At 71.6% G+C, this 14194-nt stretch carries 11 protein-coding genes; 8 read left to right on the top strand and 3 right to left on the bottom strand.

Going from position 1 to position 14194, the window contains the following annotated elements; translation table 11 throughout:
• Positions 1-348: 348 nt before the first annotated feature.
• Positions 349-1932 (bottom strand): acyl-CoA mutase large subunit family protein, encoded by a 1584-nt coding sequence (locus AB0C03_RS18705; protein WP_357638069.1) that lies wholly within the window; start codon positions 1930-1932, stop codon positions 349-351.
• Positions 1933-2138: 206 nt separating this feature from the next.
• On the opposite strand from AB0C03_RS18705, the gene AB0C03_RS18700 reads away from it, so the two are divergent.
• A complete protein-coding gene (locus AB0C03_RS18700) occupies positions 2139-4208 on the top strand; it encodes a serine/threonine-protein kinase (RefSeq protein WP_357638066.1) in 2070 nt (689 codons plus the stop codon).
• Positions 4209-4256: 48 nt separating this feature from the next.
• Positions 4257-5924 carry a phospho-sugar mutase gene (locus AB0C03_RS18695; protein WP_357638063.1) on the top strand — a complete coding sequence of 556 codons (1668 nt, stop codon included), beginning with the start codon at positions 4257-4259 and terminating at the stop codon, positions 5922-5924.
• Positions 5925-6054: 130 nt separating this feature from the next.
• Here AB0C03_RS18695 and AB0C03_RS18690 read toward each other — a convergent pair whose 3' ends face one another.
• On the bottom strand, positions 6055-6732 hold the full coding sequence (locus tag AB0C03_RS18690; protein ID WP_030328978.1) for a GOLPH3/VPS74 family protein: 678 nt from the start codon (positions 6730-6732) through the stop codon (positions 6055-6057).
• A gap of 72 nt (positions 6733-6804) precedes the next feature.
• On the bottom strand, positions 6805-7437 hold the full coding sequence (upp, locus tag AB0C03_RS18685; RefSeq protein WP_285793059.1) for a uracil phosphoribosyltransferase: 633 nt from the start codon (positions 7435-7437) through the stop codon (positions 6805-6807).
• Between the two features lie 133 nt (positions 7438-7570).
• On the opposite strand from upp, the gene deoC reads away from it, so the two are divergent.
• The 6 genes from deoC (at position 7571) to AB0C03_RS18655 (ending at position 14182) form a co-directional block, all read left to right on the top strand.
• Positions 7571-8530: a deoxyribose-phosphate aldolase gene (gene deoC / locus AB0C03_RS18680; protein WP_030328982.1), complete on the top strand. Its 960-nt coding sequence runs from the start codon at positions 7571-7573 to the stop codon at positions 8528-8530.
• Between the two features lie 6 nt (positions 8531-8536).
• On the top strand, positions 8537-9967 hold the full coding sequence (locus AB0C03_RS18675; protein ID WP_030328990.1) for an aldehyde dehydrogenase family protein: 1431 nt from the start codon (positions 8537-8539) through the stop codon (positions 9965-9967).
• On the top strand, positions 9960-10784 hold the full coding sequence (locus AB0C03_RS18670; protein WP_210860883.1) for an aldehyde dehydrogenase family protein: 825 nt from the start codon (positions 9960-9962) through the stop codon (positions 10782-10784). Before AB0C03_RS18675 ends, AB0C03_RS18670 begins: the two co-directional genes overlap by 8 nt.
• Before the next feature lie 426 nt (positions 10785-11210).
• On the top strand, positions 11211-11684 hold the full coding sequence (locus AB0C03_RS18665; RefSeq protein ID WP_245233531.1) for a BlaI/MecI/CopY family transcriptional regulator: 474 nt from the start codon (positions 11211-11213) through the stop codon (positions 11682-11684).
• 10 nt (positions 11685-11694) lie between these two features.
• Positions 11695-12600 (top strand): M56 family metallopeptidase, encoded by a 906-nt coding sequence (locus tag AB0C03_RS18660; RefSeq protein ID WP_030328996.1) that lies wholly within the window; start codon positions 11695-11697, stop codon positions 12598-12600.
• 328 nt (positions 12601-12928) lie between these two features.
• Positions 12929-14182, top strand: coding sequence for a cytochrome ubiquinol oxidase subunit I (locus AB0C03_RS18655; RefSeq protein ID WP_357638055.1), 1254 nt, complete (start codon positions 12929-12931; stop codon positions 14180-14182).
• The last annotated feature ends 12 nt before the right edge of the window (positions 14183-14194 follow it).

The raw sequence follows: 14194 nt of genomic DNA, 5'->3' as shown, positions 1-14194 counted from the left end.
GTCACGTATGCCCTGCTGAGGGCGCTCGTCGAGGTGGGGGACAGCAGGTAGATCACGGTCGAACGCCGTCATCGGCCCCTCACCTCCTACAACGCGTAACCAATCGCGGCGGTCACGAATCCCGGAACCAGTCGGAACCCGTTGCCAAATTGTCGCATTAGTCGGGGTGGTGAACTGACACTCCGACAATTAGCCGACCACACTCCGCAACGAGCCGGATAAGGACGCTCACACGCACCCACCCACCGTGGGCGCACAGGGTGTGCGTCCCGGCTCAACCGACCGGATACCCGCTCGGCCCGACTGACACACAGTGCCCTCGGGCCGTAGAGCCGCGACCGAGCGCGCTCAGAAGCGGTCGGAGGGTCGGTACAACCCCCACACCTCGCGCAGCGTCCCGCACACCTCGCCCACCGTCGCCCGGGCCCGCAGCGCCTCCTTCATCGGGTACAGCACGTTCTCCGCACCCTCGGCGGCGGCCCGAAGATCGGCCAGCGCCCGCGCCACCGCGTCGGCGTCCCGCTCGGCGCGCAGCCGGGCCAGCCGGTCGGCCTGGGCCGCCTCGATCGCCGGGTCGACCCGCAGCGGCTCGTACGGCTCCTCCTCGTCCACGGTGAACCGGTTGAGCCCGACCACCACCCGCTCCGCCGAGTCGATCTCCTGGGCGATCCGGTACGCGGACTGCTCGATCTCCCGCTTCTGGAAGCCGGCCTCGATCGCGTCCACCGCCGAACCGTGGTCGGCCACCCGCTCCATCAGCTCGACGGCGGCAGCCTCGATCTCGGCGGTCATCGCCTCCACCACGTACGAGCCGGCGAACGGGTCGACGGTGGCGGTCAGGTCCGTCTCGTAGGCCAGCACCTGCTGGGTACGCAGCGCGAGCCGGGCCGCCTTCTCGGTGGGCAGCGCGATCGCCTCGTCGAAGCTGTTGGTGTGCAGCGACTGGGTGCCGCCGAGCACCGCGGCCAACCCCTGCACCGCCACCCGGACCAGGTTCACCTCCGGCTGCTGGGCGGTGAGCTGCACGCCGGCGGTCTGGGTGTGGAACCGCAGCATCATCGACTTCGGATCCTTGGCGCCGAAGTCGTCGCGCATCAGTCGGGCCCAGATCCGCCGGGCGGCGCGGAACTTCGCCACCTCCTCCAGCAGCGTGGTGCGGGCCACGAAGAAGAACGACAGCCGGGGCGCGAAGTCGTCGACGGCGAGCCCCGCGGCCAGCGCCGCCCGCACGTACTCCACGCCGTTGGCCAGCGTGAACGCGATCTCCTGCGCGGGCGTCGCACCGGCCTCCGCCATGTGGTAGCCGGAGATGGAGATGGTGTTCCACTTCGGCACCTCCCTGCGGCAGTACGCGAAGGTGTCGGCCACCAGGCGCAGCGACGGCTTCGGCGGGAAGATGTACGTCCCCCGGGCGATGTACTCCTTGAGGATGTCGTTCTGGATGGTGCCGTTGAGTGCCGTCCCCGGCACCCCGTTCTCCTCGGCGACGAGCTGGTAGAGCAGCAGCAGCACCGAGCCGGGCGCGTTGATGGTCATCGAGGTGGACACCTTGTCCAGTGGGATGTCGGCGAAGAGCAGCCGCATGTCCTCGATGGAGTCGATGGCGACGCCCACCTTGCCGACCTCGCCGTGCGCGATCGGGTCGTCGGAGTCGTAGCCCATCTGGGTCGGTAGGTCGAACGCGACCGAGAGTCCCATGGTGCCGGCCCGCAACAGCTGGTGGTACCGCGCGTTGGACTCGGTGGCGGTGCCGAAGCCGGCGTACTGGCGCATGGTCCACGGGCGGGAGGTGTACATGGTGGGGTAGACGCCCCGGGTGTACGGAAACTCGCCGGGGCTGCCGAGCCGGGAGTCCAGGTCCTCCGGAAGGTCGGCCTCCGTGTAGACGCCGTTGATCGGGAAACCGGACTCACTTGACCGCCGTTGGTTCATCCCCGGATGGTAGGACGCCTGGCCACGTCGTCGGGTGAGGGATACCGCACAGTGCGTCCCGACCGGTCGACACCAGGTGAACGACAGGGCACGTTCTGTTGACTTCGATAAACGTCCGTCGCGTCGGCTTTCGCATCGGGCGTCGGAACCAGCAAGATAGGGGGGTTGTGTCCCAGCCCCCCTCGATTTCCCCCGGTGGCTTTTCTGTGACTCAGATCCCGACGTGGAGCGGCGGACCAGTTAGTCCCGCCAACGGACGAGCGGCGCCCGGCACCACCATTGGTGACCGGTACTCGCTGCGGTCCTCGGTGGGCAACGGCGGCATGGGCACGGTGTGGCGTGCCACAGACACCCTGCTGCGCCGTGACGTGGCGGTGAAGGAGGTCGTCCTGCCCCCGGGGCTGGCCCCCAGCGACCGCGACGCGATGTACGAACGCACCCTGCGCGAGGCCCGCGCCGCCGCCGCCATCCAGCACCCCGCCGTCGTGCAGGTGTACGACGTGGTCACCGAGGCCGGCCGGCCGTGGATCGTGATGGAGCTGCTGGACGCCCGCAGCCTGGCCGACATGGTGATCGAGGACGGGCCGGTCGCGCCCCGCGCCGTCGCGAAGATCGGCATCGCGCTGCTCGGCGCGTTGGAGGTCGCCCACGCGATCGGCGTACTGCACCGCGACGTCAAACCGGCCAACGTGCTGATCTGCGCCGACGGGCGGTGCGTGCTGACCGACTTCGGGGTCGCCCGGATGCCCACGGACGTGCAGCTCACCACCCCCGGCATGGTGCTCGGCTCGCCGCACTTCATCTCGCCCGAGCGGGCCATGGGCCAGGAGTTCGGCCCGCCCAGCGACCTCTTCTCGCTGGGTGTGACGCTCTACACCGCTGTCGAGGGGCGGCCCCCGTTCGACAAGGGCGACCCGATCGAGACCATGCACGCCGTGGTGGAGGACCCACCCGCCCCGCCGCAGCGCAGCGGCCCGCTGACCCGCGTGCTGATGGGTCTGCTGGAGAAGGACCCGGCGCGTCGACTGGACGTGCACACCTCCCGGGCCATGCTGCGCGAGCTGCTCGCCGGCCCGCTGGGCAGCACGGCGACGGCGGTGCACTCGGTCACCGACCCGTACGCCGTGGTGCCGGTGCAGCAGCGCCCCGTGCCCGTCCTCCCGCCGGCCCAGCCGGAGCCCAAGCCGGACAGCCAGATCGGTGGCCCGGCGATGCTGGCCCCGGGTGAGTCCCTGACCGACCGGCTGTCCTCGTTGCGCCGGGGCAAGCGCCAGCAGGCAGCGTCCGCTGCCGGTGCCACGGGTGGGCTCGACGAGACCAGCGCCGACGCGTTGGCCGGCCCGCTGCACACGCCGACCGGCGCGATGCCGGCCGCCGGCCGACCGGCGGCCGGGCGCACCTACGGCGGCAACGCGGACGCCACCCAGCGGGTGGACGCCGGCGGGCACCCCGACGCCACCCAGCGGGTCAGCTACGGCAACCCGGCCGACGCCACCCAGCAGGTCGGGTACGGCGGCGCACCGGAGGCCACCCAGCGCGTCGGCGGCACCTACGGCGGCAACCAGTGGTCGGTGCCGGGCACCGGCCAGCCCTGGGCCACCGCGCCCGCCACCTCCGGCGGCAGCGCTCTGGACAAGGTCCGTGCCACCGGGGGTCAGCTGGTCACCACGGTCAAGGGCTGGCCGCGCAAGGTCCAGCTCGCCGCTGCCGGCGGGTTGGTCGTCGTGCTGCTGCTCAGCGTGGTGGCGCTCTCCGGCGGCGACGACGACAAGACGTCGCCGAACACCCCGGCGGCGCAGCCCACCCCGTCCGCCCCGGCGGCCCCCGCCGTCGAGATGCAGGAGCACGCGGCGCGCGGGATCCAGGTCATGGTGCCGAAGGGCTGGAAGAAGGCCACCGGCGGGTCGTACACCGACTACATCGACCCGGAGGACAGCGGCCGCAAGGTCCGCATCATCACCGAGAAGTGGACCAGCAGCTCCGCCCGGTGGGCGGAGACGGCCGAGAACGGCCTCAAGACCAGGAGCACCTCCTGCGTCAAGCCGTACAACCAGGTCTCGTCCTCCACCGAAACCCAGCTGGCCAGCAAGCCCGCCGCCGAATTCGAGTACACCTGCGGCGAGGGTGACGTGATGCGGCACGGCATCTGGCGGGGCGTGGCGCAGGACGGCAAGGCGTACTCGTTCTACCTCACCGCCACCGACGCCAAGTTCGCGGAGAGCAAGCCGATCTTCGACGAGATGGCGCGCACGTTCCAGCTCACCGGGGATGGCTGAGCCGGAGGGAACCGACAGGGATGATCCGTCGCCGTGCTATCAAGGGGCATGGCGGCGGACACCACTGACATCGACGACATTCGTGAGCAAGCCCGGCGCTGGCTGGCCGACGACCCCGACCCGGCCAGCCGGGACGAGCTGACGGCGGTGCTCGACGGGCTGCCCGCGAGCGCGCCGGAGCTGGCCGACCGGTTCGCCGGCCCGCTGACCTTCGGCACGGCGGGCCTGCGCGGCCCGCTGCGCGCCGGCCCGAACGGCATGAACCTCGCCGTGGTCACCCAGGCCGCTGCCGGCCTGGTCACCTGGCTCGCGGCCCAGGGTGGCACCGGCCCGCTGGTGATCGGGTACGACGCCCGGCACGGCTCGCGGCAGTTCGCCGAGCGCACCGCCCAGGTGGCCACCGGCGCTGGCCGCCCGGCGCTGCTGCTGCCCCGCCCGCTGCCCACCCCGGTGCTGGCGTACGCCGTGCGGCACCTCGGCGGGGTCGCCGGCGTGATGGTCACGGCCAGCCACAACCCGCCGCAGGACAACGGCTACAAGGTCTATCTCGGCGCGGAGCTGGGCGGCGAGTTGGGCGCCGGGGCGCAGATCGTGCCGCCCGCCGACGCCGGAATCGAGGCGGCCATCCGGTCGGTCGGGCCGCTGACCCAGGTGCCGTTGGGCGAGCCCGGTCAGGTGCTCGGCGACGACCTGGTCGCCTCGTACGTCGAACGGGCCACCGCGGTGATCGACCCGGACGGGCCACGGGACCTGACGGTGGCGTACACCCCGCTGCACGGGGTGGGCGCGGCGGTGCTGACCGCCGCCTTCGCCCGCGCCGGTTTCCCGACCCCCGGGGTGGTGCCCGACCAGGCCGAGCCGGACCCGGCGTTCCCCACCGTGTCGTTCCCCAACCCGGAGGAACCGGGTGCTGTGGACCGACTGATCGCCCTGGCCGACTCCACCGGCGCGGACCTCGCCATCGCCAACGACCCGGACGCCGACCGGTGCGCGGTGGTCGTCCGCGACGACCACCACGGCTGGCGGATGCTGCGCGGCGACGAGGTGGGCGTCCTGCTCGCCGACCACCTGATGCGCCGGGGGGTGACCGGGCTCTACGCCACCACGATCGTGTCGTCGTCGCTGCTGCGGGCGATGTGCGCGGCCCGGGGTCTGCCCTACGACGAGACGCTCACCGGCTTCAAGTGGATCGTGCGGGCCGGCGGTGGCAGCGCGCCGCTGGTCTTCGGCTACGAGGAGGCGCTCGGCTACTGCGTGGCCCCGGAGCACGTCCGGGACAAGGACGGCATCACCGCCGCGCTGACCGTGGCGGAGTTGGCCGCCGGCCTGAAGACGCAGGGCCGGACGTTGACCGACCGGCTGGACGAGCTGGCCGCCGAGTTCGGCGTGCACCACACCGACCAGCTCTCCGCCCGGGTGGACGACCTGCGGATCATCGCCGACGCGATGGCCCGGATCCGGACGACCACCCCGGCCACCCTGCTCGGACAGCCGGTGGACAGCGTTCGGGACCTGCTGCCCGAGTCGGACGTGGTGATCCTGCGCACCGCTGTGGCCCGGGTGGTGATCCGCCCGTCCGGGACCGAGCCGAAGCTCAAGGCGTACCTCGAGGTGGTGGAACCGGTCGTGGACGGTGACGTACCGACGGCCCGCAGCAGGGCGGCGTCGGCCGTCACCGCGCTCCGCGCCGAGGTCAGCGCTGCCCTTGGCATCTGAACCCCGCAGCACCCACCCACAACAAGTCCGCCCTTTGCTCTGCACCCGCGGAAGCGCCATTCGACTGTCGTCCGGTGGCGCCTGGGCGGGTGCAGAGCAAAGGGCACGTCGAGCGGGGTCGACCCGACGGTCAGCGGCGCGGGCCGAGCGCCTGGTCGACGGCGGTGGCCAGGGCGGCGACGACCAGGCCGACCGACGGGCGGACCACCGAGTCGTCGGTGCTCACCTCGCCGGAGAACCCGGCGCCGGTGGCGATCTCCGACAGCCGGCGGCGAGCGTCGGCGGCGGCCTCTCCGCTCACCCCGAGCGCGGACTCCATGCGGAGCACCACGACCAGGGTGGCCAGCGCGGCGGTGCGCTCGTCCGGGGCCGCCGCGCCGGTCAGCGCCTCGGCCAGCCGCTGCCGGGTCTCCGCCTCGACGGAGGAGTCCACGACCGGGTAGCGGTGCACGTGGATGAAGCCCAGCTCGGTCTCGTCCACGTCCCGGACGACGCCCTGCCGGCACAGGTCGGCGAGGATCCGGTCGCGCAGGCCGTGCCGCAGGCGCTGCACCCAGGACGCCGGGGTGTGCGGGGTGTCGGCGGCGATCCGGCTGAGGACGTCGTCGCTGAATGGCTCGCCCGTCGGCGTCGGGTCGAGCACCGTCAACGACCCGTCGGCGTACGCGATCCGGCCGGCCAGGGCCAGCTCGACCAGCACCGCGGCGGCCATGCCCAGGTCCAGGCTGATCCGCGGCATGGTCGCCTTGCCGGTCGTGTCGTCGTAGGCGAGGAGCAGCAACTCCTCGGCGAGCGCAACACCAGTCATGGCCGGAGACGGTAGCGGGTCCGCGCACCCCGTGCACGGACCCGCCGAACCCGGTACCGACCGGGTATCGCCTCAGAAGCGGGGCATGCCACCGAACTGGCGGTCACCGGCGTCGCCGAGCCCGGGGACGATGAACATGCGGTCGTTGAGCCCTTCGTCGATCGAGGCCGTGACCAGGCGCAACGGCAGGCCGGAGCGCTCCAGCCGCTCGATGCCGACCGGGGCGGCGAGCACGCAGAGCACTGTGATGTCGGTGCAGCCGCGCTCGGCCAACAGCCGACAGGAGTGCTCCAGCGAGCCGCCGGTGGCCAGCATCGGGTCGAGCACCAGGACCGGCAGCCCGGTCAGGTCGCGCGGCAACGACTCCATGTACGCGCGCGGCTCGTAGGTCACCTCGTCGCGGGCCAGGCCCACAAAACCCATCGAGGACTCCGGCAGCAGGCCCAACGCGGCGTCCGCCATGCCCAGGCCGGCGCGCAGCACCGGGACCAGCAGCGGCGGGTTGGCCAGCCGGGTGCCCTCGGTGCCGGTGACCGGCGTCTGCACCGGGTACCGCTCGACGGGGAAGGTGCGCGCCGCCTCGTACACCAGCATGGTGGTCAGTTCGTGCAGCGCGGCCCGGAACGTCGAGGAATCGGTGCGCGCGTCCCGCATGGCGGTCAACCTGGACTGGGCCAGCGGGTGGTCAATGACGTGTACGTCCACGATCGCTCAACCTACCGGTCCGTAGCGCGCGGCGGTGCCGGTGCGGTCGGACCAGGGACGCCGCTCACGTCGGGACGTCACTCAGCGCTCGTGAGCAAGATCACTCGGCGCTTCGGTGCGTAGACTTCTCGGCATGACGGCGACAACGACGTCGGCCCGGTCGGAGCTCTCCGAGCTGGGACGATCCGAGACCGCTCTGCGGACCTTCCTGCACGGCCTGCCCGGCGTGGACCAGGTCGGCGCGGAGCAGCGGGCGGCACAGCTCGGCACCCGCTCCATCAAGACCACCGCCAAGGCCCAGGCGATCGACCTGGCGATCCGGATGGTCGACCTGACCACCCTGGAGGGGGCGGACACCCCGGGCAAGGTGCGTGCGCTCGCCGCGAAGGCGTTGCGCCCCGACCCGGCCGACCCGTCCTGCCCGCACGTCGGCGCCGTCTGCGTCTACCCGGCGATGGTCCCGTACGTCGCCGAGGTGCTGCGCGGATCAGGTGTGCACCTGGCCAGCGTGGCGACCGCCTTCCCGTCGGGCCAGGCGCCGTTGGAGATCAAGCTGGCCGACACCCGGGCCGCCGTCGCGGCCGGCGCCGACGAGATCGACATGGTGATCAACCGTGGCGCGTTCCTGGCCGGGCGGTACAAGGAGGTCTACGACGAGATCGTGGCCACCAAGGAAGCCTCCGGCGATGCCCACCTCAAGGTGATCCTGGAGACCGGCGAGCTGGCCACCTACGACAACGTGCGGCGGGCCTCCTGGCTGGCCATGCTGGCCGGCGGCGACTTCATCAAGACCTCCACCGGCAAGGTCCCGGTCGCGGCGACGATGCCGGTGACCCTGGTGATGCTGGAAGCGGTCCGCGACTTCCGCGCGGCGACCGGTCGGCAGGTGGGCGTGAAGCCGGCCGGTGGCATCAAGACCACCAAGGACGCGATCAAGTACCTGGTGATGGTCAACGAGACCGTCGGCCCGGACTGGCTCGACCCGGACTGGTTCCGCTTCGGCGCGTCCAGCCTGCTCAACGACCTGCTGATGCAGCGCACCAAGCTGACGACCGGCACCTACTCCGGTCCCGACTACTTCACCCTGGACTGATAGCCGATGTTCGAATACGCCCCCGCCCCCGAGTCCCGCTCGGTGGTGGACCTCAAGCCCTCGTACGGGCTGTTCATCGACGGTACGTTCGTCGACCCGACCGACGGTGGCAGCTTCAAGTCGATCAACCCCGCCTCCGAGGAGGTGCTGGCCGAGATCGCCGAGGCCGGCGCCCAGGACGTGGAGCGCGCGGTACGCGCCGCCCGCAAGGCGTACGACAAGGTCTGGGGCCCGATGCCGGGCCGGGACCGGGCGAAGTACCTGTACCGGATCGCCCGGCTCATCCAGGAGCGCTCCCGCGAGCTGGCCGTCCTGGAGTCACTGGACAACGGCAAGCCGATCCGGGAGAGCCGCGACGTCGACCTGCCGCTGGTCGCCGCGCACTTCTTCTACTACGCCGGCTGGGCCGACAAGCTGGGTCATGCCGGCTTCGGCGCGAACCCGCAGCCGATCGGGGTGGCCGCGCAGGTCATCCCGTGGAACTTCCCGCTGCTCATGCTGGCCTGGAAGATCGCCCCGGCGCTCGCCGCCGGCAACACAGTGGTGCTGAAGCCGGCCGAGACCACCCCGTTGACCGCGCTGCTCTTCGCCGAGATCTGCCAGCAGGCCGACCTGCCGGCCGGGGTGGTCAACATCCTCACCGGCGCCGGCGACACGGGTCGTGCGCTGGTGGAGCACGCCGACGTGGACAAGGTCGCCTTCACCGGCTCCACCGAGGTGGGTCGGGCCATCGCCCGGTCGGTCGCCGGCACCCGCAAGAAGCTCACCCTGGAACTGGGTGGCAAGGCCGCCAACATCGTCTTCGACGACGCCCCGATCGACCAGGCCGTCGAGGGCATCGTCAACGGCATCTTCTTCAACCAGGGGCACGTCTGCTGCGCCGGCTCCCGGCTGCTGGTGCAGGAGAACGTTGCCGACCGGGTGCTGGAGTCGCTGAAGCGGCGGATGGCCCAGCTCCGGGTCGGCGACCCGCTGGACAAGAACACCGACGTCGGCGCCATCAACTCGGCCGCCCAACTGGAGCGGATCCGCGAGCTGTCCGACGCCGGCTCCGCCGAGGGCGCCGAGCGCTGGTCGCCGCCGTGCGAGCTGCCCGACCGGGGCTTCTGGTTCGCGCCGACCATCTTCACCGGCGTCACCCAGGCACACCGGATCGCCCGCGAGGAGATCTTCGGCCCGGTGCTGTCGGTGCTCACCTTCCGCACCCCGGCCGAGGCCGTCGAAAAGGCCAACAACACGCCGTACGGGCTGTCGGCCGGGATCTGGACCGACAAGGGTTCCCGGATCCTGTGGATGGCCGACCGGCTGCGCGCCGGCGTGGTCTGGGCCAACACCTTCAACAAGTTCGACCCCACCTCGCCGTTCGGTGGGTACAAGGAGTCGGGCTACGGTCGCGAGGGCGGCCGGCACGGGCTGGAGGGTTACCTCAATGTCTGAGCGGGTCGCGGTACGCAAGACGTACAAGCTCTTCATCGGCGGGAAGTTCCCGCGCAGCGAGTCGGGACGGTCGTATCTCGTGCAGTCCTCGAATGTGTCACTGGCCTCCCGCAAGGACGCCCGGGACGCGGTGGTCGCCGCCCGCGCCGCCGTGAAGGGCTGGGCCGGCGCGACCGCGTACAACAGGGGCCAGATCCTCTACCGGGCCGCCGAGATGCTGGAGGGCCGCCGCGAGCAGTTCGTCGCCCTGGGCATTCCCGGCGACGAGGTGGACGCGGCAGTGGACCGCTGGGTCTGGTACGCCGGCTGGGCCGACAAGCTCGCCCAGGTGTACGGGGGCGCCAACCCGGTCGCCGGCCCGTACTTCAACATCTCCGCACCCGAGCCGACCGGCGTGGTCGCGGTGGTCGCCCCGGAGCGGCCGGCGCTGCTCGGCCTGGTCAGTGTGATCGCCCCGGCGATCGTCACCGGCAACACGGTGGTGGTCGCGGCGTCGCCGTCCGAGCCCCTGGCGGCGGTGACGCTGGCCGAGGTGCTGGCCACCTCCGACCTGCCCGGCGGCGTGGTCAACATCCTCACCGGCGCGATCACCGAGACCGCGCCGACACTGGCGGCGCACATGGACGTCAACGCGATCGACCTGACCGGGGTCACCGACGCCTCGCTCGCCACCGACCTGGAGGTCAAGGCGGCGGAGAACCTCAAGCGGGTGCTCCGGCCGGCGTCCGGTGCGGCGGAGTGGTTCGCCGACCCGGGCCTGGCCCGGATGACCGCGCTGCTGGAGACGAAGACGGTCTGGCATCCCAAGGGGGTGTGAGCGCCGGGTTGACCTCTTGGTTTTCCGGGGAGCCCTGCCCACTCCGGGCGGTCAGGCTTGATCCCTACGTGGGCAGGGCTCCCCGGAAAACCTGACGTGGGCCAGGTTCGTCGGGTGGGTCAGCTCAGGGGTTCTGCCTCGGGTTCGGTTGCCGCCCTCCGCCTCCCCTCCTCCCGCCTTGCCCTGCCCCGCCGCCGCCGGCAGCCCAAGATCTGCACAAGAACAGGGATGTTGCTGCCTCCGTCGCCCGGGAGGCAGCAACATCGCTGAAGTTGCGCGGATCTTCGGCCAGCCCGTCGGTCTTGGTTGGTGATCATGGGTTGGCGGGTGTTCGATCTCGCTCGGCCGGTCAACCTCATGATCACCCTCAGGTTGGGGGTGGGCGCGGGCGCGTGGGGGGTCTACTACCGGGGGTAGGATTGATTCGTGACTCGGTTGGGCGATCTTGAGCGTGCGGTGATGGATGTGCTGTGGGACGTGGTCCCGGGCACGTCGGACGGGGTGACCGTGCGCGAGGTGGCCGACGCGCTCGACGGCCGTGAGCTGGCGTACACCACTGTGATGACGGTGCTGGACCGGCTCGCCGGCAAGGGCATGGTGCAGCGGGAGCGGGAGGGACGGGCCTGGCGGTACCGGCCGGCCGCCAGCCGCGAGGCACACATCGCCCAGCTCATGCTCGACGCCCTCGACCTGGGTGGCAGCCGGGACGCCGCGCTGGTGCGGTTCGCCCGCTCGGTGACCGGCACCGAGGCCGAGGTGCTGCGGGCCGCCCTGGGCAGCGAGGCCGGCCTGACCGGGCCGGGTGCCACCGGTGGTGACAAGGGCGGCGCCGACGCGCTGACCGACCGCGTGGGCGGGCCGGCGGGCCGACGCCCCGCCGGCGAGGCAGCGGAGCGGTAGGGCGCACGCCATGGCGTACGCCGTGCACTTCGCCGCCACGATGCTGGCCTGCTATCTGACCGCCCAGGTGCTGTCCCGTTCGACCTGGACGTGGCGCAGCCCTCGGGTGGCGATCGTCTGCTGGCAGGCCGTCGGGCTGGCGCTGGGCCTCTCGGCGATGGGCCTGCCGATGGCGCTCGGGTTGAGCGCGTACGACCGACCGACCGGTTCCGCACTGCTCGCCCTGGCCGACGACCTCGCCCATGGCGCCCTACCGATCGGGATGGGCACCTTCGAGCTGGCCGGCGTCGGGGTGGGCTTCGGCATCGGGGCGGTGCTGGTCACGACGACGGTGCGCAGCATCCACGGCACCGTACGCGCCCAGCGCCGCCACCGGGACCTGCTCTCCCTTGTCGCCCGCAACGACCCGGCCGCGCCGGGCGCACTGGTGTTGGATCATCCGAGCGCTGCCGCGTACTGCCTGCCGGGGGTGAAGCCGCAGGTGGTGGTCAGCGCCGGCACGCTGAGCCTGTTGGACCGGGCCGAGTTGGCCGCGGTGCTCAGCCACGAGCGGGCGCACGCCAACGAGCGGCACGACCTGGTGCTGCTGCCGTTCACCGCGCTGTGCCGGGCGCTGCCGTGGTTCGGCTGGGTGCGCGACGCGCACGAGCGGGTCGCCCTGCTGGTCGAGATGCGCGCCGACGACAAGGCCCGCGAGCTGCACGCCGAGGCCCCGCTGGCGGGGGCGCTGCGCCAGTTCGCCGCCGCCGGGCACCGGATCACCCCGGCCGGCGCGCTGGGCGTCGGCGACCGGGATCTCGACGTACGGATGCAGCGTCTGCTGGTCAGTGACCGGCCGCCCCGGGTGCTCGGTGCCACCGCCCTCGCGGTCGCCACCATGCTGGTCGCCCTCCCGGTAACCCTCTTCCTGTCCTGAGCTGACCCCGGCGCCCTTCACCCGCCGTGCCCTCAGGCCCCCGCGCGCCGCGTCGGGCCCCCGCGCACCACGCACCGGAGCCGCCCGCGCCGCGCCCGTAGGCCCGCAGCCGCGCGCTGTCCGGTCAAGGTCGCGCTCGATCCAGGATCTGGTGGCATCCCACGGCTACGAGGCCACTACATCCAGGATCGAGCGCGACCTTCGCACCCCATCACTACTACGCCCTGTCGTAGACTTCTCTACGACAAGGCGTAGTAGGGCTTACATGTAGGCAGGCTACGTGTAGGGTGGCTATGACAAGGGAGCCAACAGCTATGGAGGGCTGGTCATGGACACCCTGCTCCTCGCCCGCCTGCAGTTCGCCACCACCACCTCGATCCACTTCCTGTTCGTCGTCGTCACGCTCGGGCTGGTCACCCTGCTGGTCGGCATGCAGACCGCCTGGGTGCTCACCGGCAACCCGAAGTGGGAGCGGCTGACGCGTTACTGGGGCCAGCTCTACGTGATCAACTACGTGCTCGGCATCGCCACCGGCCTCGTGATGGAGTTCCAGTTCGGGCTGAACTGGAGCGGTCTGTCGCGCTACGTCGGCAACGTCTTCGGCGCGCCCCTGGCCATCGAGACGCTGGTGGCGTTCTTCCTGGAGTCCACGTTCCTCGGGATGTGGATCTTCGGCTGGCACCGACTCGGCAAGGGCGTGCACCTCGCGTTGCTCTGGGGCGTGGCGATCACCGCGTACGCGTCCGCGTTTTGGATCATGGTGGCCAACTCCTGGCTGCAGAACCCGGTCGGGTACGAGGTCCGCGACGGGATCGCCCACCTCACCGACTTCGGTGCGCTGCTGACCAACCCCAGCCTCGGCATGGCCCTCGGGCACGTGGTCTCGGCGGCACTGCTGGTCGGCGGGATGCTGATGGCGGCGGTCAGCGCCGGGCACCTGATCCGGCGTACCCCCGACTTCGCGCTCTTCCGCACCTCGCTGCGGATCGGCCTGATCACCGCGGCGCTGGCCATCACGATGGTGCAGGGCTTCGGCTTCGCCCAGTTCGGCCCGGTCGGCTCGGTACAGCCGACCAAGTTCGGCGGCGACAACCCCGAGAGCCGGGCGCTGATCGCCGAGTGGACCACGCGGTTCGGCCCCGGTGACTACACGCCGCCCGCGCTCGCCAGCGTCGGGCTGGGCTTCATGATCTTGATCGGCTTCACACTGGGGTGCGTCTGGCTCCTGCTGCCCCTGCTCTACCGGGACTGGATCATCCGACTGCGCTTTCCGCTCTGGCTGATCCTGCTCGGCCTGCCACTGCCGTTCGTCGCGGTGATCCTCGGCTGGATCTCCCGCGAGGTCGGCCGGCAACCCTGGGTGGCGTACGGGCTGCTCCCCACCGAGCAGGCCGTCTCGCCGGTCAGCGCACCGCTGATGCTCACCTCGCTGATCGGGTTCAGCCTGCTGCTGGGCACTCTCGCCGTCACCAACTGGGTGCTGCTCGCCCGACACGCCAGACGCGGCGCGGCCGACCCGGCGCTCGGACGCCCACCGGCACCGCCCAGCGAGCCCGCCCACCCCGAACCCGCCCTCATCTGAGCACCGAGGAGT

The organism is Micromonospora parva, assembly GCF_040649675.1.
GTDB classification, from domain to species: domain Bacteria; phylum Actinomycetota; class Actinomycetes; order Mycobacteriales; family Micromonosporaceae; genus Micromonospora; species Micromonospora parva.
This window is presented reverse-complemented; position numbering and strand designations above follow the sequence as displayed.